Source organism: Niallia sp. NCCP-28, from assembly GCF_023168165.1.
In the GTDB taxonomy this organism is placed as follows: domain Bacteria; phylum Bacillota; class Bacilli; order Bacillales; family Cytobacillaceae; genus Niallia.
This window is the reverse complement of sequence record NZ_BQYJ01000004.1, coordinates 246,929-266,387: the sequence shown is the minus strand read 5'-3', so window position 1 is coordinate 266,387 and position 19,459 is coordinate 246,929. Positions and strand designations below refer to the sequence as shown.

The following is a 19,459-nucleotide window of genomic DNA, read 5'->3' as shown; positions in this document are numbered from 1 at the left end:
CATTAGAAAGAATTAATGCGAGTTGGCATTGTACCTTTATGCAAAATCAAAACTAAAAGTGAACATATTTATGCATTAAAGGATTATTATTATTTGTTTGGAAAAACAATTAATAATAAGCAGGCAAGAGAACTTTTGCAAATAAAGTCTTTCTCTTTGGCTGCAAGAATCATGTCCCAAATGCAGCTAAAGAAAAAAGGCACAAGAAAAGACAATGAATATTATCTTGAGATAAAAAGACTGGACAAATTAACCAAAGGAGAATCTCAATGCGCTTCCTTATCCAAAGTAATTTATTAACACCCGCCACCAAAACAATCGAACAAACAAAAAGAATTGCCGACATTCCAAACCTCCTATCCCAGCCAACCAACTCTAATTTTCACTACAATCCAGACCTCCAATCTCTTCTTCAAGGCAAATATCTTTTGTTGGAAGAAATACCCTTTTCCGTAGAAGAAGTCCACAGACATTATATAAATGGATACTGCCTTTACAACAAAGGGGTAGAAAAACGGCGCGATTTTTATTGCTGCAATCGCTGTGGAAATGCCAATCAGCACCATTTTGCGTCATTCCATTGTGCAAGATGCAAGGAAATCTGCTTTTATTGCCGCAATTGCATTATGATGGGACGAATCAGCGAATGTACACCGCTTATTAGCTGGATCGGTCCAGCTGTTGTACAGAAAACAAAAGATGCCAAACTCCAGTGGAAGGGCCAATTATCCCTTGGTCAACAAAGGGCCTCAAACAAAATGGAGCAAATAATTGATCAACAATCGGAACTTCTAATTTGGGCAGTTTGCGGAGCTGGGAAAACAGAAGTCTTATTTAAAGGCATCGAAAAAGCACTAAAACAAAATAAACGAGTCTGCATTGCCACCCCACGAACCGATGTAGTGCTGGAACTTGCCCCTCGCCTGCAAGAAGTTTTTCCAGATATCCCTGTGCTTCCCATATATGGAGGAAGTGAAGATAAACAGCTGTACAGTCCCCTTATTATCAGCACCACACACCAGCTTTTTCGATTTAAACAAACGTTTGATTTAATTATTTTAGACGAAATGGATGCCTTTCCTTATTCGTACGATGCAAATCTTCAATATGCTGTACAAACAGCCCGCAAACCAGACTCTGCCATGATCTATTTAACAGCAACCCCTAATAAAACCTGGAGAAAAAAATGCCAGCAAAACAAAATCAACTATGTCACCATTCCTGCGAGATATCATAAACACCCCCTTCCTACCCCACAATTCACTTGGTGTGGAAATTGGGAGAAGCGGCTAGAGAAAGGCAAACTTCCTTCAGTTATAATCGATTGGATAACACAGCGCATCCACTCTCGTAAACAAGTTCTTCTTTTTATTCCAAAAATCGCGTATATGGAAAAAGTAAAAACTATCTTTGAACAATGGACGCCCCATTTAGAAACCGTTTATGCAGAAGATCCTTTCCGCAAAGAAAAAGTGCAGAAAATGCGCAAAAAACAATTGGATTTGCTTATTACAACAACGATTTTAGAAAGAGGTGTAACATTTTCCAATATAGATGTTGCAGTACTCGGGGCAGAAAATCAAATATTTACCGACAGCGCTCTTGTCCAAATCTCTGGGAGAGCAGGAAGGAAAAAAGAGTATCCCAAAGGAGATATTGTCTTTTTTCATTATGGCAAAACAAATGCCATGACATCAGCAAAAAAACAAATAGAAAACAGCAATAAAGAAGCAAAAGAAAAAGGAATGTTGATTTAAATGATATACTGTGTCATTTGTTTAACAGAAGTGATTCCTGTTTTTAACTGGACCTATTTTTTATCAAAAGAACCGCCTTTTTATTTATGTGATGGCTGCAAACAAAAACTAGTGCCGATTGTTGGGGAATGCTGCACGATTTGCAATCGGCCTCTAGTGGATTTAGATGCTTCATTTATTTATGATGACATTTGCCATGATTGCAAAAGATGGGAAGAAAATTCTAAATGGAAAGGTGTTTTAAAACAAAACTCTTCATTATTTTTATATAATGATTTTTTAAAAGAAGTGATTGCCCGGTTTAAATATCGAGGAGATTATCAGATTGCAGGCTCCTTTTCTTTATATATCCCTAAAAAGCTATTTCACAATAAAGTTGCCATTCCCATTCCTTTAAGCAAAGTTCGTTTGTACGAACGAGGATTTAACCAGACGGAAGCCATTTTGCATGGTGCTGGCATTCCTAGTGCAAATTGTTTAACAAGGATGCATAGTGAAAAACAATCAAAAAAAACACGTGCTGCAAGGTTAGAAGCAGAGACTGTGTTTGCAGTAGAAAATAACAAAAAGATTATCTCTCAAGATGTGATCCTAGTTGACGATATATATACTACAGGAGCAACATTGCATCATGCAGCAATGGCTGTAAAAGAGGCAGGAGCAAAATCTGTTGTTTCTTTTACCATTGCAAGATGAACTAAAGGCGAAAGTGGGGAAAAGGGGTATGGCCAATCTAGAGAATTGTCCAAAATGCGGGGAATTATATGTAGTCAACAGCTTCAGAGAAACATGCACTAAATGCTGGAAAGAGGAAGAAGCTGATTTTGATAAAGTGTATCAATTTATCCGCAAAAAGCATAATCGAACAGCAAGAATGGATGAAGTAGTGGAAGCGACAGGAGTAAAAGCAACCCTTATATATAAGTTTATCAAAAAAGGACGCATTAAACTTGCGCAATTTCCAAATTTGGGCTATCCATGTGCAAAATGCGGAACAGAAATACGAGCAGGAAGACTGTGTTCAAAATGTTCAGCTGATATGAAAACAGGCCTAAAAAGTTTAGAAGCAGAGGAAGCTCGGAAAAAAGAACTGACAAAAAGAAGTTCGACATATTATTCAGAAAAGGAATAAAGGGAATAGCGATATACGTTATTCCTTAAATAAGCCTCATCCATAATCCACTTTTTATCCACTTGTCTAAATAAAAACAGTCCAAATGTCTTCATTATAAATCCTATGTTAGGTAAATATTCTCTATTTAATCTGCATTTGTTTAGTTAATTTGGCGTATTTTAAGAAAATCAACAGGAAATGTTTAAATGGTTAGCTAATCATCCGATAATAGAAGTAATCATATAATTTGTTCGGAATCGAAAGGGAGGAGTACACGATGAAAATTAATAATTTTGGAACACAAGGTATTAACCCATATAAAAATTCAGTCAATAAAATCAACGCAGCAAATAAAACAGAAGCAGCAAAAGGAACAGATAAAGTAGAAATTTCTGCAGCAGCAAAAGAATTGCAGCAAGTGTCGCAAATTTCTTCTGAAAGAGCAGAAAAAATCGAAGCGCTGAAAAAACAAGTGCAAGCAGGAACCTATGAAGTAAAAGCGCAAGATGTCGCAAAAAGCATTTTAAATTTCTATTCTAAAAACTAAGCTGTTTTTGTAAAGCCGGTTGCCTTTTATCATGAAATGAAGTTTAACAAACTGAGTGGATTGGAGCGGAGGGCATTTGACTCCTGCGGAAAGCAAGTGCCAGAAGCGGAAATCAGCGGGCTTCATTCATAAGCGCAGACAACAATCCTTGAAAAAAGAGCAAAAAATTAAAAAGAAAAGGAGGGGCAGCGATGTCTGGACTATTATTAATCGATATATTGGAAAAAATGGTGAAGCTGCATAAAAGTTTGCATGCAATTGCCGGGAACAAAACAGAGGTTATTAAAAAGGGGGACATTGAGCCTCTTCAGCAAATCATGAAAGATGAACAAGCTCATATTATGAGCATTCAAAAGCTTGAAGCTGCACGGCAAAATGCAGCAAAAAAAATTGCCCCAGAACTTCTGCATCCATCGCTTACAGACTGCATAAAGCGTCTCAATCAAGAGGAAGCAGCAAAAGTGGCAGAAACAGCGGATAACTTAAAACAAATTATAATGGATTTAAAAGAAGCAAATACATTAAATCAGCAGCTGCTGACGCAATCGCTGCAATTCGTCAATGTTTCATTAAATGCATTTAAGCCAACAAACAGAAGCATCAACTATGGAAGACCTTTAAATGGAGATGCAATCAGAACGGATACAATTGGCAAACAATCTATGAGTCTATTAAATATAAAAGCATAGTGGAGGAACGGTTATGGCATCAACCTTTATGGGGCTAGAAACTGCAAAACGAGGTTTAGTCGCCCAACAAAGCGCCTTATATACAACAGGCAATAATATTTCCAATGCAAATACACTTGGCTATACAAGACAGCGTGTTGATCTGCAGCAAACGACAAGCTATCCTTCTGTAGGCATGAATGCTCCAAAGATAGCAGGACAAATTGGCACAGGTGTGGAAGCAACAACGGTTACAAGGCTAAGAGAAACCTTTCTTGATACCCAATATCGCTCTGAAAACAGCAAACTAGGCTATTGGGAAAACCGATCTTCTGCATTAAGCAACTTAGAGACAATCATGAATGAACCATCTGATTCTGGGCTGTCAGCTGCAATGGATTCTTTTTGGTCTTCTCTGCAAGACTTTGCATCAGATCCGCAAAACGCTGGAGCTCGCGCCGTTGTCCGCCAAAGAGGAATTGCGGTTGCCGATACATTCAATTATTTATATAAAACTGTTTCAGCAGAAAAAACCAATATTGAAAATGAAATTGGCGTTTCTGAAAAAGCAGTAAATACAATTTTATCTCAATTGGATGCATTAAATAAACAAATCGCAACAGTGGAACCAAATGGCTATTTGCCAAATGATTTATACGATAAGCGGGACAGCCTTTTGGACGACCTATCCAATTACGTGAAAATAAAAGTAAGCTATGAAAGCACAGGCGGAAATGGTTTAGCGCAAGCAGAAGGAAAAGCGATTGTCAGCTTAGTAAATGATGATGGCACTGCAGTCGCAACATTAGTGGATGCCAATGGCTATAACAAACTAAGCGTCAATAAAAATAGTGCAGATACAGCTGTCGCTTCTATTTCGGTTGGCGGCACAACAGTGGACATAAACAACTTTGATTCAACAGGCAAATTAAAAAGCATTGTCGAATCCTATGGTTATGAAGATACCAATGGCGATATTAAAGGAATCTACAATGATATGCTCACAGAGTTGGATAATCTGGCCTATACCTTTGCGACCCAATTTAATGCCGTTCATGGGGATGGGATGAGCCCAAATGAAATAACAGCAGGAGCCAATCAAGATATTTCTTTTTTTGCTGATTCCAAAAGCGCAGGCGGCTCAATTACAAGCCGTGACGGTTTTGCAAGCCGAATTACAATTTCAGATGCAATTAAAAGCAGTTTAGATAATATTGCAAATGCTTCTGGTGCAAATCCTAGTTCTGCTACTTTAGGAGATGCAACAATTGCGAGTGCGCTGGCAGAGATTATCAACAATAAATATGATTATGGCGATAATTCAGAGCAGGCAACCTTCCGCAATTATTTTGAAGGGGTTATTGGAAGCATGGCAGTAAGCGCCCAAGAAGCTTCGAAAATGTTTTCCAACTCTACAACCTTACAGCAAACGGTTGAAAATAAACGAATGAGTGTCAGTTCTGTTTCGTTGGATGAAGAAATGACCAATATGATTCAATACCAGCAAGCATACAATGCATCTGCAAGAATGATTTCTTTAACAGATGAACTATTAGATACGATTATTAATGGGTTAAGAAGGTAGGTGAATAATAATGCGTGTTACACAATCAATGGTTTCAGCCAATTCCCTGCGCAATATAAGCAGCAGCTATAATAAGTTAAATGACTTATCCAATCAAGTAGCATCAGGCAAAAAAATCACCAAACCATCTGATGATCCCGTTGTTGCGATGAAAGGAATGTTCTATCGCTCCAATTTATCGGAAGTAGAACAATATCAGCGAAACCTATCTGAAGGCTATTTGTGGATGGATAACTCGGAAGCGAGTTTAGAGCAGGCGAATACTGGATTGCAGCGTATTCGTGAATTGTTGATTAACGGGAAAAGTGATACAAATAGTGCAGATGCAAGAACAGCCATTGCCCAAGAGATTGAGCAGATTAAACAAGATTTAGTGACGGTTGCCAATTCCAAAGTAAATGGAAAATATATCTTTCATGGAACAGATATTTCACAGCCCCTTGTAAGTGGAAATCCGCCGCAAGTTGCTGCAAATGCTACGGATCCAGCGATTGATAATTATAATGTACAAGTGTCTAGCGGCATTAATTTAAAAATCAATGTCAGTCCAACTGCATTCAGCCAAGAAATGTTTGACGTTGTGCAAAGCATTCAAGAAAAAATGCAAAATAATGATACAGCAGGATTGGATGATTTGCTTTCACGATTAGATACAGTTACAGACGATCTTACAACTCAACGTACAGAACTGGGAGCGCGCTATAACCGTTTAGAATTAGTTGAAACAAGACTAGATTCCCAAAATGTGTTGGCAAATAAAGTGCTGTCCGATAATGAAGATGTTGATATGGAAAAAGCCATTACGAATCTTTCTGTGCAGGAAAGCGTGCATAATGCAGCATTAAGCGTTGCCGCAAAAATTATTCAAACATCATTGATTGATTTTTTAAGATAATCATTTAAAAAGGGTTAGATGCCTATAACTACACTATAGATTTTAGTTGTAGGGATAGTTGTCTAGTCCTTTTTTTATCACGCATTAACGGGCAGTAAAACCCCCATCTCAAGATTATAAGAGAAAATGAGAAATGTAGGTGGATAGAAACTTGCCCGTAAAAGCCTGATTGAAGTTTCACTTATAGATTGTTTTCGTAAATTTTGGTGTTATAAAACAAGTGGCTGATTTCCGCTGCAGGTGCTCGCTTTCCGCGGGGCGGGCGTTGAGCCTCCTCAGGCTGTGCCTTGCGGGGTCTCACCTGTCCCGCTGCTCCCGCAGGAGTCTCGCACCTTCCGCTCCAATCAGCCTGTGTCTATAACTTATTTAAAAAAAACACTTTTACATAAAAAGAAAAGGAGAAAAAGCGTATGTTCCCGCAAATCAGATTACAGTCAACTCCGGCTAGATTGGATATTCATGTTGAAAAAGGTTCACTCGATATGGAACAGCCAAAAGCAGATTTAGAGATAGAACAGCCAAAGGCAGAAGTGACGATCGAAAGAAGACCTGCAAAACTAACGATTGACCAAACAAAAGCAAGAGAAGATGTCGGCTATAAAAGTGTACCAAGGATGATTGAAGATGCCGCGGCGGAAGGAAAACAAGCATGGCTAGAAGGAATTGCAAGAAGGGCTCAAGAGGGCAGGGAGCTGATGCAAATTCAAAAAGGCACCTCTAATCCCATCCCGCAGCAAGCAAAACGAAATAGTGAAGGAGAACCAAAACAATTTGGATTAGGCTGGATTCCCTCGCCAGGCAGTGTGAAATTAGACTATGATCCAGGTGAAGTAAACATAGAAGTGGAGCAAAAAGATCCTATTATTAATGCAAAAGCAAATAAGCCTATTTTTAACTATACTCCATCGAAAGTATCCATTATGCTAGCGCAGTATCCATCTTTAGAGATTGATTTTGAAAATTTAAAGCATGTTGGGATAAACTATGAACAATACATATAAAGGACTGATAAAAAAGTGAAAATAAATACAAAATATCATGGCGAAAAAGAAATAAAAGAAAAAGAAATAATAAGTTTTGTTAAGCCAATACCAGGATTTCCTGATGAAGATAGATTTATTGTACTGCCATTGGATGAAGAGGGAAGTTTTTTTGCTCTCCAGTCTATTCAAAATGAACAACTTGCATTTGTCATCTCCAACCCATTTTTATTTTTTTCAGACTATGATTTTAATCTAGAAGAGAATGCAGTAGAGCAGTTGGAACTTGCTTCAGAAAAAGATGTTCTTGTATTTGCTATTTTAACGGTTCAAGAGCCATTCGAAAAAACTACCGCAAACCTGCAGGCGCCAATTATTTTGAATCAAAAAAAGAATCTGGCAAAACAGGTGATTTTAAATCAAACGGATTATATAACAAAGCATCTTTTATTGCCTAACAAAAAATCTTTGGTGAAAGGGTGATAAAATGCTAGTTCTATCACGAAAAAACGGTGAGGTAATTAAAATTGGCGAAGATATAGAAATAACAGTTATTGCATCAAAAGGGGATCAAGTAAAAATCGGCATCTCTGCACCAAAGGATATTGAAATATTCCGCAAAGAAGTTTATGAGCAAATTATGCAAGAAAATAGAACAGCATCAGCTGATATTTCAACGTTTCTAAATTTATTCAAAAAAAATGAAAAAAAATCATAAAATCTCTTAAAACTTTTTCCTTGAAGTCGATATAGAAAGTAAGAGAGAGGGAGGGCGGCCGACCTTCCTTAACTCCTACTAAACTTAACGTTCACAAGGATGTGGACAACAACTTCAAGGAGGAAAATAGTAATGAGAATTAATCATAATATCGCTGCTCTTAATACTTACAACAAATTAAGCAGCGCATCAGAAGCACAAAATAAATCTATGGAAAAACTATCTTCAGGTCTTCGCATCAACAGCGCAGCTGACGATGCAGCAGGTCTTGCGATTTCCGAAAAAATGCGTGGACAAATCCGTGGATTGGATCAAGCATCTCGTAACGCGCAAGATGGTATTTCTTTAGTGCAAACTGCTGAAGGTGCATTAAGTGAAACAACTGATATCCTTCAACGTATGAAAGAACTTGCAACACAAGCTGCAAACGATACGAATACAACGGATGACCGCAGTGAAATCCAAAAAGAAATGAATCAATTAACATCTGAAATTAACCGTATTGGTAACACTACTGAGTTCAATACACAAAAGTTAATGGATGGTTCTAAAGCTATAGTTACAACACCAGGTACTTCAGGATCGCCAGCAGTACCAGCAGTAGCAGCTACAAATCTTGCATCTGCAACAAACATGACAGCAACTGTAGGGAATACTGCAACAGGAAATGCTACTTTAACTGGTACTTATAGTGGCAGCGCAGATAAAACTTTAACTCTTGAAAAAACTGCAACTGGTTACTCTATCGATGGTGGAGCTACCGATGCAATTACAGATGCAACTATAACAGGCGGTACTACTACTTTTACAACAGATGGCATGACTGTAGAGTTAAGTGGATTGACTGGAGCAGTGACTGGTGATGAATTCACTTATAGTTTAACAGCAGCTGTAGCAGCAACGCCAGCAGTACCAGCGACGCCAGCAACAACAACTGGAACTGGTATTTCATTACAAATTGGTGCAAACCAATCACAACAATTCACAGTTCAAATTAATGATATGCGTGCTGCTGCTCTTGGAGTTGCAGGAACAGCTGCAGGCGGAACTGCGGCAGGTGTTGGAACAACAACTGGGGATGATGTTGTTGGTGCAACTTTTACTGCAGCAGGAGCAGCTAATCAATTAACAGATGTTAGCACATCAGGAACTGCTGAATATGCATTGGATCTATCTGATTCTACAAAATCTAGTGCAGCAATTAAAGTATTGGATCAAGCGATTGGTAAAGTATCTGGAGAACGTTCGCGTTTAGGGGCATACCAAAACCGTTTAGATCACACTATCAATAACTTAACAACTTCTTCTGAAAACTTAACTGCTGCTGAATCACGTGTTCGTGACGTTGATTATGCTTTAGCTGCTTAAAAACAGCAACAAGCACAGTCGTCCTAGCTGGTAACGGCTAGAGAGTATTATCGGGTGAATTGCTGGGAACCTCTAAGAGCTTTTCTTACTACAACGTAACTAGAAATGGTAGGCGTGAAGGTGTGAAAAAAGAAAAGATTGGGCAATCAGCAGCCAAGCTCCTGTCTTGAAAAAGTGGAGAAGGTTCAACGACTAGGATAAACCATCTAAGGCGAAAAGCTATGATGATGAAATCCATAGGTGAAGCGATGTACATCAGCATTGTGAATCCGAAGTGCCCGACCCCTAACTAAGTATTTAGAGGGTGAAGATATAGTCTAGTCATTTATGAAAGTAAATGTTCGCACGATGGCGAAAGAAATGATGAATCAAACTAAAAACTCTATTCTTGGTCAAGCAGCACAAGCAATGTTGGCTCAATCCAATCAATTGCCGCAAGGAGTATTGCAACTTCTTCGATAATTGATAGAGGGCGTCTTACTTGGCAACGGGTAAGAGGATAACTGGGTGAATTGCTGGAACTTCCTAAAGCTTCATCAACCAAAGCGAAACTGGAAACGGTATGTGTAAGGGTCTGAAAATGATGGAGATGCAACAATGGATAATCAGCAGCCAAGCTCCTGTGAGGAAACTCTGGAGAAGGTTCAACGACTAGGGAATACGGTCTAAGGCGGGAAGCTATGACTATGAATCTCGTAGGACAATAAAAATTGTTCGAAGTGCCCGGCTCCTAATAATTTAGGATGAAGATATAGTCTATTCTATGATCGAAAGACATAGTCGCAAAGCAAGCGAACCAACAACCACAAGGAGTTCTACAACTTCTTCGTTAATTTTAGAATATTTGAAAGGGACTCTAGTTTTACTAGGGTCTTCTTTCTTTATACAGACAGATGTCGTTTCTGATAAGAAAGGAGTAATAGATGGCAATAAAAGAATATCATGTTAAACCAACCGATAGACAAATTAAAGTATATATTGATAGTGAAGAGTTACAAGAATATATTGTAGGAATAAAACAATATCTAAATATACAAAATGTAGAGACTAATTTACTCCTATGTAAAAATGATAATAGCATAGGTTCGTTGGCTACTATCGGAACTATAAAAGATTTTTGTGAAACCAATAATATATTTATTAATTCAAGAAGAATAGCGGAAAAGTGCTCTGTAACCTTCGAATTATTAATTAACGAATATGAAGTTTATACTCAGATAGTAAAAGTATATGTTCGGTTAGCGTTAGTACATGAATTGATTCATGTTAAGCAAATTAAAAATGGGTGTTTAACTGAGGAATTAGTTCGAAAAGAGTCTGAAAAAACCTATGAGGATAAATCTTATGAGAAAGAAGCAATTCATTGTTCAAAGAGCATTATAGGAAAAAGTAATGGTTTTTTTAGAGAAGTTATCGAATACATCGATGGAGGGCAAGTGAATCAAGAAGTAAAAGAGAAACTTTTGCAAGAATATAACAGAATTTAGCGATGAGAACTCTGGGGCTAGTGAGCCTGTCCCCCGCTACGGTGATACTTTACACAAGCGCAGAATATTTTCCATCGCTTTTTTCACCAGTTGTTACAATGGCAGCTATAATAATTCGTTCATCACTCATAGCGATATGCGTTTTTGTAACCAAAAAAAGAAGAATCCACTGTTTTTATGTCCAACACGTGCATCTGGATTATCTGAATAGCTTAGTTGTTCGGTATAATCTTCTACGACTTCTTTTAGTACATTTAACTTTTCTTTAACAGCTGGGAATTTAAGGGGCAGTCCGATATGTACAATTGTACATTCACTAAAGATAGTGTTAGATCAATCAAATCAATATTTAGAACAAAACAAGGATTCTAGTCTTACTAGGGTCTTTTTTAGTATGCAATATAATAGGTTATACAAAGTATAAATAAGCAATTCAAAGGAGTAAAATGTGCTAAAAGGTATGAAAAGGTATGTTTTAAGTTTGAATATAGGGATCTTTAGGTTAAAATATAAGTATTAAGGTATGTAAGGAGGAAAAGACTTTGGTGAGGCTCCGTTCAAATGAAGTTTTTAAACCGGGTACATTTCCAGAATATACGTATGTTTATAGGAAGTCTTCTGATTTTGGTTTTACGTACGAATTGCGATTGCAACAAGCCCTCAATACTCCCGGATATTTGACATCTATAATCGGTCCATCCAAAACAGGCAAAACTGTTTTATGTGAGAAAGTTATTGGAGTGAAACATGCTATTTCTTTAACAGGCAGCGACTTGAAGCATGGATTGGATTTTTGGGAAATCATTGCTAAGAAGGTTGGTTTATCGATTAAAGGTGAATATTCAGAAATGATTAAGATAAGAGGCAATGAGTATACCCCAGAAGATAAATCAGTTATTAATCGAGAAGAATATATATCAAGTAAGGATAAAATAATTCAGCATTTTAAAGAAAATAATTTAGTTTTAGTTTTGGATGATTTTCATTATGCTCCGGAAGAATTGCAGTTAGACATCGCTTACCAATTAAAGGATGCTATTAGAAGGGAATTTAAAGCTGTAGTTATATCACTCCCTCATAGAGCAGATGATGCGATAAGAAAAAATCCTGATTTGAGTGGCAGATTAAGTTTGATAAATATTGAGCCGTGGCAAGAAATCGAATTGAAAGAAATCGCCATTATTGGTTTTGAAAAGCTCGGCGTCCAAATAAGTGATGATTTTGCTTCAAAGATGGCAGTAGAAAGTCTTACCTCTCCACAATTAATGCAATCAATCTGTTTAAATTTATCTCTTATTTTAAATATGGATGGAGATGAAGAGATAAAGGAAATAAAAGATAAGGAAAAATTAGAAGAAAGCTATCGTTTCACCACTATAAATCTCCCGTATAAAGAAGTGGTTAAAAAGTTAGAATCAGGTCCGTATACACGGGGACAAAAAAGAAAAAGGTATGGATTAGCAAACACTAATGGGGAGAAAGCAGATATTTATAGTCTTTTGCTAAAAGCAATAGCCGAGGATCCTCCGATTATTAGTATTTCTCTAGAGGAAATAAAAAAAAGAGTAGATAGATTAACATTAACCTCACAGGAAAGAATAGATAGAAAGAAAATTAGAGATGCCTGTCAAAAAATTCATGATATTATGTTATCAAGTGAATCCATTTATCAAGTTTTTGAATGGAAGGATAATCAAATATATATATTGGATCCATTATTTTTATTTTATCTAAGATGGAGAGCCCATTAGTATTCATTGATATCTTTTAGATTAGAAAGGATCGTGTATATGTCCAGAACGAACCTAAATACATCTCCTAAAATTGCTATACAGGCAATAAATAATAAAATAGATGGTCTAGAAAAGATTATTATGCAATATGAGGAGAATAAAAGTGATCTTCATGCATTTGAGGATTGGAAAAATGATGTAAAAAAGACTTTGGATCAAATATTTTCTGAAAGAGCAATAAGCAGGGATTTTTTTATGGAGACAAAAGTTTTTCTAAATAAGTTTTCGGAAATTGATACCATTAATAAAATCCAAGATGCATGTAAAAAGGCAAAAGTTTTTTTGGAGCATTTAAAATCTAATATTGAGTCAGGAGTTTACTTAACAGAAACAAATGATGATTCTATAGATAAAACAATGGCAAGCATCATTATTAGAAGAATATTAAAAAACTTTCATATGCATATGAAAGCCATGTATCAAGATGCTGTTCATGGAAATGGCAAAATTAAAAAAGATGACCTAGATCATATTCGAATAGGAAATGAATATGATGTTCAGCGAATAGTATATTCGTTAATTAAGCCGATATTTCCATATGCAAGATTAGAGAAGTTTGATGATGCCGGCTATAATTCAGTAAGATATGATATTACACTGGACGAATATGGAATAGTAATTGAGGTCAAATGTACAAGGCCAAACATGACGGAGCGGAAGATAACAGAAGAATTAGGTGCAGACTCCTTTCACTACAAAGCAGATTATCTCTTCTTATTTATTTTTGATAAAGAGAAAATAATTAAGGATTCTGAAGTTTTTGCAAAGGCGTTTACTAGAAAAAAGCAAGATTTTGATAAAGAACTAGAGACAATCATTATTCAAGAAATTACTTTTTGATTCCCTAAAAATGAATTGGTAGTTATAAAGAGTCTAGTCAAATATCGCTTTAGTTTCTATTTTTTTGTAAACTTTAATGAGAAGTTTGTAAATCTTTATTCATCATTAGTTGATATCTAATGATTAAATAGTAACAAAAAGGATCCAGAATCGGCGCCTACCGCTAATTCTGGATCTTTTCATTACCTCTTAAACCTCGACAGTCATATCACCCTAGACAAACCTGCGCTGGCTTTTTCTTTTTTCACCATATTTTCGCCAACTAATGCAATGTCATCAGTTGTGCTGACTACTACTACATCATCTGCAATTTTTACATCGGATGCGACTACTGCGTTTTCGATGATGACATTTTCGCCGATCACTGCACCTGGTAAGACCACTGAGTTTCTAATAACCGAGCCTTTGCCGACTTTAACGCCTGTGAAGAGGATGGAGTGTTCTACTGTTCCGTACACTTCGCAGCCTTCGCTGATTTGTGAGCGTTTTACTTGTGCGTCTTCGTCCAAGTATTGCGGTGGATGTGTTTGTTCTGCTGTGTAGATATTCCAGTCTTTGTCGTTTAGGAAAATATTTGTGTCTTTGTTAAGCAAGTCCATATTTGCTTCCCAGAAGCTGCTGATTGTGCCGACGTCTTTCCAATAGCCTTGGAATTCATAGGCAAATAACTTCTTATTATCGAATAGCATCGCAGGAATAATATCTTTGCCGAAATCTTTAGAAGACAATTCATTTTGCTCTTCGCTTTCTAAATAGCTTTTTAATGTGCTCCATTTAAAGATGTAAACACCCATGGAAGCTAAGTTAGAACGTGGATTTTTCGGTTTTTCTTCAAAATCTACAATACGATTTGTATTCTCATCTGTATTCATAATGCCAAATCGGCTTGCTTCATCCCAAGGCACTTCTGTTACAGAGATAGTAGCATCTGCGCCTGTAGCAATATGCTGATCAAGCATTTTATTATAGTCCATTTTATAAATGTGATCTCCGGAAATAACCAGTACGTATTCTGGATTATATTGATCAATTAGAGGAGCATTTTGATAGATTGCATGTGCTGTGCCTTCGTACCAATGATCTTTGTCATTGCATTGGTATGGAGGAAGAATGCTTAATCCGCCATCGCGTCTATTTAGATCCCATTCTTTTCCGTCGCCAATATAATTTTGGAGAATATGAGGTTGATATTGTGTAAGTACACCGACAGTATCGATGCCAGAATTGCGGCAATTGCTTAATGTAAAATCGATGATACGGTATTTACCACCAAAGGGTACTGCAGGTTTTGCCAAATGTTCTGTTAGTTTTTTTAATCTAGTTCCTCTTCCGCCAGCTAAAAGCATTGCAATACATTGTTTCTTCAAAAAAATTCCCTCCTGTGTATGCTCTTTCGATATTATTGATCCCTTTTACGGGCAGTAAACCCTCTGTTGGTGTTTGCTTTTATTTATTTATTTATTTATTTATTTATTTATTTACAATCTGTCGTCTTCCCACAGCTTATAATAGTATTCATGTTCCTCTTCGTTTTCGAAAACCTTTTCATTTTCTTCTTGTAATTCTGCTAAATTAATATATTTCATGGTTGTCCTCCTCTAATTTGGTGTTGTCGTTAATTTAATGTTAATTCTATCAAAATCTGGAGTTAAAATAATAAAAATATTTAGAGTAATTTAGCTATTCATCGACATTTTGTAAGCCTTAACATGGTTTATAACCCAGATTTATCTCGAAAAAACAAATATTATGGTGTTTTTTGTCGAAATGTTTTTGGTTATTTTAGGTTTAATGTTTAAGTACCCATGAAAAATAATTTCAAAACCAAAAGAGAGGAAAATAAAGTGTAACTTAAATCAGTGGGGGCTTTTCCGTCCCCTACTAATTGTTAATTAAATCAATCAGGCTTTTGCAAGCAGTTATCTCCTCATTTCTTCTCATAATTTTAAGATTGTGGCTTAATGCCAGTTAATGCGGGATAAAAGATAGACTATTTTGTTTTTAGAGTGTCAAAAAAATTGTGAAGTGAAAATCAGGATGAATGAAAATGCTTGACTATCGAGGAACCGCACTTTTCAAGGTAATGAGCACCGCAGAAAGGGGGTGACGAAGAGAACGAGCGATTTTCAATAACATGAGAATATTCTATTCCCGATTCCGATTAATAGAACTAAAAAATCGCTAAAATAAATGGAAACGCCCATCAGCGGAATTTTCTTCATCCTCATTTATTGTTAGCGGCGTCCTCTAGATAATAGGTAACATAATCGTTGCTGCAGTAAGTGGATGCCTATAGTCTGTGTTCTCTTATAGCAGGTTTTTGCAGGAAAGTTTTACCCACTTAAATTTTTCATTTTCCCCTATCATCTTGAAATGAGGGTCAAAAGCCTGTTAATGGTTGATAAATATGGGATATAAATCATGGTTCGATTTTCTTAAATCTATTTTCTTTTATATTCATTATTTAAATTCTTTTAATATAGACGATATAACTAATAGAATTCTAGTCGAGAGTAGGAGGATAAATGATGATTGAAAGAACTGCAGCCTATCCGATATACCCTACATCTAGAGCAATGAGCACAAATCAAATTATAAGCAATGAAATGCCGGAAACACAGAAAATAAGCTATGATTCGTCAGAGAAAAGAAACCAGGAAGAGCTGTTGATGAATATGGTTCAAGAAATGAATGAATCATTTATGCCGACACAAACTTCCTTGAAATTTGAGCTTCATGAAAAACTGCATGATTATTACGTGAAAATTATTGATGATACAACAAAAGAAGTAATACGCGAAATTCCATCGAAAAAAATGCTGGATATGTATGCAGCAATGCGGGAATTTATGGGACTTGCGATAGATGAAAAGATATAAAAAGAGGTGACAGCCAAATGGTATTGCGAATAGGCGGACTCGCAAGCGGCATGGATATTGATTCCCTTGTCGAACAATTGATGACAGCAGAACGAGTGCCGTTAGATAAACTGGAACAAAAGAAAACCTATACAGAATGGCAGCGGGACGATTACCGCGAAATGAATTCTTTATTATTAGACTTAGATACGAGCATTTTTAATGGAATCAGCAAACAAGCATCTTATATTAAAAAGACGGTTACTGTGTCTGATGCGGATGCACTTTCTGTAAAAAACGTGAATTCTACGATGGATTTTTCTGGATCGATTAAAATTAATAGTCTTGCAAAAGCGGCAACGATGAAAAATAGTGGTGAAATTACTGCCATTACGGATGCTTCTAAAACATTGTCAGAAGCAAGCCCAGCTGTAACGGCACAAACTATTACGATCAAAGCCATCAAAAAAGATGGTACCATGCAATCAGATGATGAAGCATTTAAATATACAATTGATCCGTCTAAAGATACATTAGACAGCATTATTGCGAAAATCAATAAGGATTCTGGGGCAACGGCATTTTATGACTCTACTACCAAACAGATTTCTTTAACAGCGAAAAATACAGGGGATATAAAAGATGGTGCAGAGATTGCACTTTCTAGTGATGTAACAGGAGCTTCGTCTTTTTTTACTGGTGTGTTGAATCTAGCTGCAGATAATACAGGTGCAAACGGCACAGCAGGAGAAAATGCCAAATTTACTTATAACGGCCTTGAAACTACTAGACCCTCCAACACGTTCCAAATAAACGGCGTAGAATTCACTGCCAAAAAAGTAACAAGCGATGCTGTTACCTTTTCTTCTACACCTGATGTAGATGGGATTCTTAACACGATTACCCAATTTGTTGATAAATACAATACGGCTATTGAAAAAATCCGCACAAAATTAAGTGAAACAAAATACAGGGACTATGCACCATTAACTGCTGCCCAAAAAAAAGATATGGAAGATGATGAAATTGAAAAGTGGGAGAAGTTTGCGAAAAGCGGAACATTAAAAAATGATTCTATTTTAAACTCTGTTTTAACAAAATTGAGATCTAATTTTAGTACTGCAGTCAGCGGTACATCTGGATTCAGTCAATTATCGCAAATTGGCATTACGACAACTTCCAATTATTTAGATGGCGGGAAACTAACGATAGATGAAGATAAATTGCGTGCTGCGATTTCAAAAGACCCTAATGCCATCTATGAATTGTTCCAAAAAAGTGGCACAACTACTTCAGAACAAGGAATTGCACAGCGATTAAGGGCCAGCTTAAAATCAGCAATGACTGATATTACAGCAAAAGCAGGGAAATCATCAAGTGTAAACAATACTTTTTCTTTAGGGAAAATGCTGAATAATTATAGCAGTAAAATTTCCAGCTATGAAGATAAATTAAAGTCAATAGAAAGTCGCTATTGGGCGAGATTTACGGCGATGGAAACGGCAATAAATAAAGCGAACAGTCAGTCTACGTATTTGACTAATATGATGAGTTCTTAAAAAAGGAGTAAAAAAATGGCTACTACAAATCCGTATCAATCTTATCAGCAAAATTCTGTAAATACAGCATCACCAGGCGATTTAACCTTAATGCTGTATAATGGCTGCTTGAAATTTTTGCATTTGGCAAAAAAAGCAATCGATGCAAAAGATATTAGTGCACGAAATACCAATATTCAAAAAACACAAAATATCATTAAAGAGTTGATGGTGACTTTAAATATGGATATTGCTATTTCCAAAAACTTAATGGCGCTTTATGATTATATGAACCGCCAGCTAATTAAAGCAAATATTGATAATGATAAAAGCATCATTGAAGAAGTGGAGTCTCTTATAACAGAATTCCGCGATACATGGAAAGAGGCAATTCAATTAAACCGACAACAGCAATATGGCGGAGGCGGCCAAATTTAATGGAAACATATAAACAATTGTTTGCCATTACCGCACAATTGATTGAGCTTGTAAAAGAGAAAAGTGAGCAAGAAGACTTCATTAAAGAAATGGAAGAACTTTTTACGCAAAGGCAAGCGTGCCTATCATTGCTTTCTCCCCCAAAAACGGATAGTGAAAAAAAGATGGGACAGGCTTTAATGCAGCAAGATCAAGAATTAAAAGAAGCTCTTCAGCAGGAAAAACTAACGATTCAACAAGAGCTAAAACAGTTAAAAGTAAAAAAATCATCCAATCAAAAATATGTTAATCCCTATCAAGCACTGCAGACAGATGGCATGTTTTATGATAAACGGAAATAACCCTAAAACCGTCTTTATACAGGCGGTTTTTTATTATGCTTATTTTTACGATAAGTATGTGTTTTAAATAAGGATATGGAAAAATTCATCACACATTAACAGGCTTTTGTTTTTGACCCTTACCTCAAAGATTAGGAGAGAAAACGAGCAATCTAGGTGAGGAGAAACTTGCCTATAAAAGCCTGAGTGGTTCAACTAACAATCAGTGAGGGGATGGAGAAAAATCAATTGATTGAAGTTTCACTTTATTGAAAAGGAAACCATCACTTGCTTGGAGAGGCGTCTATTCGACTCCTGGGGGATTAGCGAGACAGGCGAGACCCTGCAGGAGCAAAGCGACGAAGCGGCTCGGCGCTCGCCCCCGGAAAGCGAATAGTCAGCCTCGGAAAGCCGATTCTATCTATTATTAAAAGATAATTTTTCACTTTTTCAGTAGTCTAGTGCAGATGCTAGGAAGGCTCCGGGATTAACCGCAGAAAGAATGAAAATAAAGGAAATAGAATAAAAACTACCAGTTCACAAATTTGTCGAA

At 36.6% G+C, this 19,459-nt stretch carries 21 protein-coding genes and 1 pseudogene; 20 read left to right on the top strand and 2 right to left on the bottom strand.

From position 1 onward, the window contains the following. The first annotated feature begins 15 nt into the window (after window positions 1–15). The 14 genes from NCCP28_RS13900 to NCCP28_RS13830 all read left to right on the top strand — a co-directional run bounded on the left by NCCP28_RS13900 (window position 16) and on the right by NCCP28_RS13830 (window position 11,119). A complete protein-coding gene (locus NCCP28_RS13900; RefSeq protein WP_248562003.1) occupies window positions 16–300 on the top strand; it encodes a hypothetical protein in 285 nt (94 codons plus the stop codon). Beyond that, window positions 270–1,757 (top strand): ATP-dependent helicase ComFA, encoded by a 1,488-nt coding sequence (locus NCCP28_RS13895; protein WP_248562002.1) that lies wholly within the window; start codon window positions 270–272, stop codon window positions 1,755–1,757. The genes NCCP28_RS13900 and NCCP28_RS13895 overlap by 31 nt, the downstream gene beginning before the upstream one ends. After that, the gene (locus tag NCCP28_RS13890) at window positions 1,758–2,453 is read left to right on the top strand and encodes a ComFC family protein (RefSeq protein ID WP_248562001.1); all 696 of its coding nucleotides are present in this window, start codon (window positions 1,758–1,760) and stop codon (window positions 2,451–2,453) included. Beyond that, window positions 2,428–2,889 carry a TIGR03826 family flagellar region protein gene (locus NCCP28_RS13885; protein WP_309296631.1) on the top strand — a complete coding sequence of 154 codons (462 nt, stop codon included), beginning with the start codon at window positions 2,428–2,430 and terminating at the stop codon, window positions 2,887–2,889. Before NCCP28_RS13890 ends, NCCP28_RS13885 begins: the two co-directional genes overlap by 26 nt. Before the next feature lie 259 nt (window positions 2,890–3,148). Next, on the top strand, window positions 3,149–3,418 hold the full coding sequence (gene flgM / locus NCCP28_RS13880) for a flagellar biosynthesis anti-sigma factor FlgM (protein WP_248562000.1): 270 nt from the start codon (window positions 3,149–3,151) through the stop codon (window positions 3,416–3,418). A gap of 191 nt (window positions 3,419–3,609) precedes the next feature. After that, on the top strand, window positions 3,610–4,107 hold the full coding sequence (locus tag NCCP28_RS13875) for a flagellar protein FlgN (RefSeq protein WP_248561999.1): 498 nt from the start codon (window positions 3,610–3,612) through the stop codon (window positions 4,105–4,107). A gap of 13 nt (window positions 4,108–4,120) precedes the next feature. Beyond that, complete coding sequence (gene flgK / locus NCCP28_RS13870; protein ID WP_248561998.1) at window positions 4,121–5,671, top strand: flagellar hook-associated protein FlgK; 1,551 nt, start codon at window positions 4,121–4,123, stop codon at window positions 5,669–5,671. Between the two features lie 10 nt (window positions 5,672–5,681). Then, window positions 5,682–6,566 (top strand): flagellar hook-associated protein FlgL, encoded by an 885-nt coding sequence (gene flgL / locus NCCP28_RS13865; RefSeq protein WP_248561997.1) that lies wholly within the window; start codon window positions 5,682–5,684, stop codon window positions 6,564–6,566. Window positions 6,567–6,976: 410 nt separating this feature from the next. Further along, the gene (locus NCCP28_RS13860; protein WP_248561996.1) at window positions 6,977–7,567 is read left to right on the top strand and encodes a DUF6470 family protein; all 591 of its coding nucleotides are present in this window, start codon (window positions 6,977–6,979) and stop codon (window positions 7,565–7,567) included. Window positions 7,568–7,582: 15 nt separating this feature from the next. Then, window positions 7,583–8,029, top strand: coding sequence for a flagellar assembly protein FliW (fliW, locus tag NCCP28_RS13855; protein ID WP_248561995.1), 447 nt, complete (start codon window positions 7,583–7,585; stop codon window positions 8,027–8,029). 4 nt (window positions 8,030–8,033) lie between these two features. Then, complete coding sequence (gene csrA / locus NCCP28_RS13850; protein WP_248561994.1) at window positions 8,034–8,264, top strand: carbon storage regulator CsrA; 231 nt, start codon at window positions 8,034–8,036, stop codon at window positions 8,262–8,264. A 132-nt stretch (window positions 8,265–8,396) separates the two neighbouring features. Continuing rightward, window positions 8,397–9,632, top strand: coding sequence for a flagellin N-terminal helical domain-containing protein (locus tag NCCP28_RS23645; RefSeq protein ID WP_282579573.1), 1,236 nt, complete (start codon window positions 8,397–8,399; stop codon window positions 9,630–9,632). Window positions 9,633–9,992: 360 nt separating this feature from the next. Beyond that, entirely contained in the window at window positions 9,993–10,094 is a 102-nt protein-coding gene (locus tag NCCP28_RS13835; protein ID WP_374109838.1) for a flagellin, read from the top strand. 461 nt (window positions 10,095–10,555) lie between these two features. Then, window positions 10,556–11,119, top strand: coding sequence for a hypothetical protein (locus tag NCCP28_RS13830; protein WP_248561993.1), 564 nt, complete (start codon window positions 10,556–10,558; stop codon window positions 11,117–11,119). 67 nt (window positions 11,120–11,186) lie between these two features. Here the strand turns inward: NCCP28_RS13830 and NCCP28_RS13825 are convergent. Beyond that, window positions 11,187–11,395: pseudogene (locus NCCP28_RS13825) on the bottom strand (IS5/IS1182 family transposase); the annotation flags it as partial. Between the two features lie 269 nt (window positions 11,396–11,664). On the opposite strand from NCCP28_RS13825, the gene NCCP28_RS13820 reads away from it, so the two are divergent. Continuing rightward, window positions 11,665–12,870, top strand: coding sequence for an ATP-binding protein (locus NCCP28_RS13820; RefSeq protein ID WP_248562209.1), 1,206 nt, complete (start codon window positions 11,665–11,667; stop codon window positions 12,868–12,870). 39 nt (window positions 12,871–12,909) lie between these two features. After that, window positions 12,910–13,752, top strand: a complete 843-nt coding sequence (locus NCCP28_RS13815) for a PD-(D/E)XK nuclease domain-containing protein (RefSeq protein ID WP_248561992.1) — start codon at window positions 12,910–12,912, stop codon at window positions 13,750–13,752. 203 nt (window positions 13,753–13,955) lie between these two features. Here the strand turns inward: NCCP28_RS13815 and NCCP28_RS13810 are convergent, their stop codons facing one another. Beyond that, window positions 13,956–15,119 (bottom strand): glucose-1-phosphate adenylyltransferase, encoded by a 1,164-nt coding sequence (locus NCCP28_RS13810; RefSeq protein ID WP_282579572.1) that lies wholly within the window; start codon window positions 15,117–15,119, stop codon window positions 13,956–13,958. 1,158 nt (window positions 15,120–16,277) lie between these two features. Between NCCP28_RS13810 and flaG the strand changes: the two genes are divergently transcribed. The 4 genes from flaG to fliT are packed head-to-tail and all read left to right on the top strand — an operon-like array spanning window position 16,278 to window position 18,927. After that, complete coding sequence (gene flaG, locus NCCP28_RS13805) at window positions 16,278–16,631, top strand: flagellar protein FlaG (RefSeq protein ID WP_248561991.1); 354 nt, start codon at window positions 16,278–16,280, stop codon at window positions 16,629–16,631. A gap of 17 nt (window positions 16,632–16,648) precedes the next feature. After that, window positions 16,649–18,169, top strand: coding sequence for a flagellar hook-associated protein 2 (locus tag NCCP28_RS13800; RefSeq protein ID WP_248561990.1), 1,521 nt, complete (start codon window positions 16,649–16,651; stop codon window positions 18,167–18,169). A gap of 15 nt (window positions 18,170–18,184) precedes the next feature. Beyond that, a complete protein-coding gene (gene fliS / locus NCCP28_RS13795) occupies window positions 18,185–18,586 on the top strand; it encodes a flagellar export chaperone FliS (RefSeq protein WP_248561989.1) in 402 nt (133 codons plus the stop codon). Next, a complete protein-coding gene (gene fliT / locus NCCP28_RS13790) occupies window positions 18,586–18,927 on the top strand; it encodes a flagellar protein FliT (protein ID WP_248561988.1) in 342 nt (113 codons plus the stop codon). Before fliS ends, fliT begins: the two co-directional genes overlap by 1 nt. Window positions 18,928–19,459: the final 532 nt, after the last annotated feature.

Coding starts and splice junctions, on each gene's coding strand:
- NCCP28_RS13835 (WP_374109838.1), top strand. CDS start 9,993: ATGATGAATCAAACTAAAAACTCTATTCTTGGTCAAGCAGCACAAGCA.
- flgM (WP_248562000.1), top strand. CDS start 3,149: ATGAAAATTAATAATTTTGGAACACAAGGTATTAACCCATATAAAAAT.
- NCCP28_RS13830 (WP_248561993.1), top strand. CDS start 10,556: ATGGCAATAAAAGAATATCATGTTAAACCAACCGATAGACAAATTAAA.
- NCCP28_RS13860 (WP_248561996.1), top strand. CDS start 6,977: ATGTTCCCGCAAATCAGATTACAGTCAACTCCGGCTAGATTGGATATT.
- fliT (WP_248561988.1), top strand. CDS start 18,586: ATGGAAACATATAAACAATTGTTTGCCATTACCGCACAATTGATTGAG.
- flgK (WP_248561998.1), top strand. CDS start 4,121: ATGGCATCAACCTTTATGGGGCTAGAAACTGCAAAACGAGGTTTAGTC.
- fliS (WP_248561989.1), top strand. CDS start 18,185: ATGGCTACTACAAATCCGTATCAATCTTATCAGCAAAATTCTGTAAAT.
- NCCP28_RS13800 (WP_248561990.1), top strand. CDS start 16,649: ATGGTATTGCGAATAGGCGGACTCGCAAGCGGCATGGATATTGATTCC.
- NCCP28_RS13900 (WP_248562003.1), top strand. CDS start 16: ATGCGAGTTGGCATTGTACCTTTATGCAAAATCAAAACTAAAAGTGAA.
- NCCP28_RS13890 (WP_248562001.1), top strand. CDS start 1,758: ATGATATACTGTGTCATTTGTTTAACAGAAGTGATTCCTGTTTTTAAC.
- NCCP28_RS13895 (WP_248562002.1), top strand. CDS start 270: ATGCGCTTCCTTATCCAAAGTAATTTATTAACACCCGCCACCAAAACA.
- NCCP28_RS23645 (WP_282579573.1), top strand. CDS start 8,397: ATGAGAATTAATCATAATATCGCTGCTCTTAATACTTACAACAAATTA.
- flgL (WP_248561997.1), top strand. CDS start 5,682: ATGCGTGTTACACAATCAATGGTTTCAGCCAATTCCCTGCGCAATATA.
- NCCP28_RS13815 (WP_248561992.1), top strand. CDS start 12,910: ATGTCCAGAACGAACCTAAATACATCTCCTAAAATTGCTATACAGGCA.
- NCCP28_RS13875 (WP_248561999.1), top strand. CDS start 3,610: ATGTCTGGACTATTATTAATCGATATATTGGAAAAAATGGTGAAGCTG.
- flaG (WP_248561991.1), top strand. CDS start 16,278: ATGATGATTGAAAGAACTGCAGCCTATCCGATATACCCTACATCTAGA.
- csrA (WP_248561994.1), top strand. CDS start 8,034: ATGCTAGTTCTATCACGAAAAAACGGTGAGGTAATTAAAATTGGCGAA.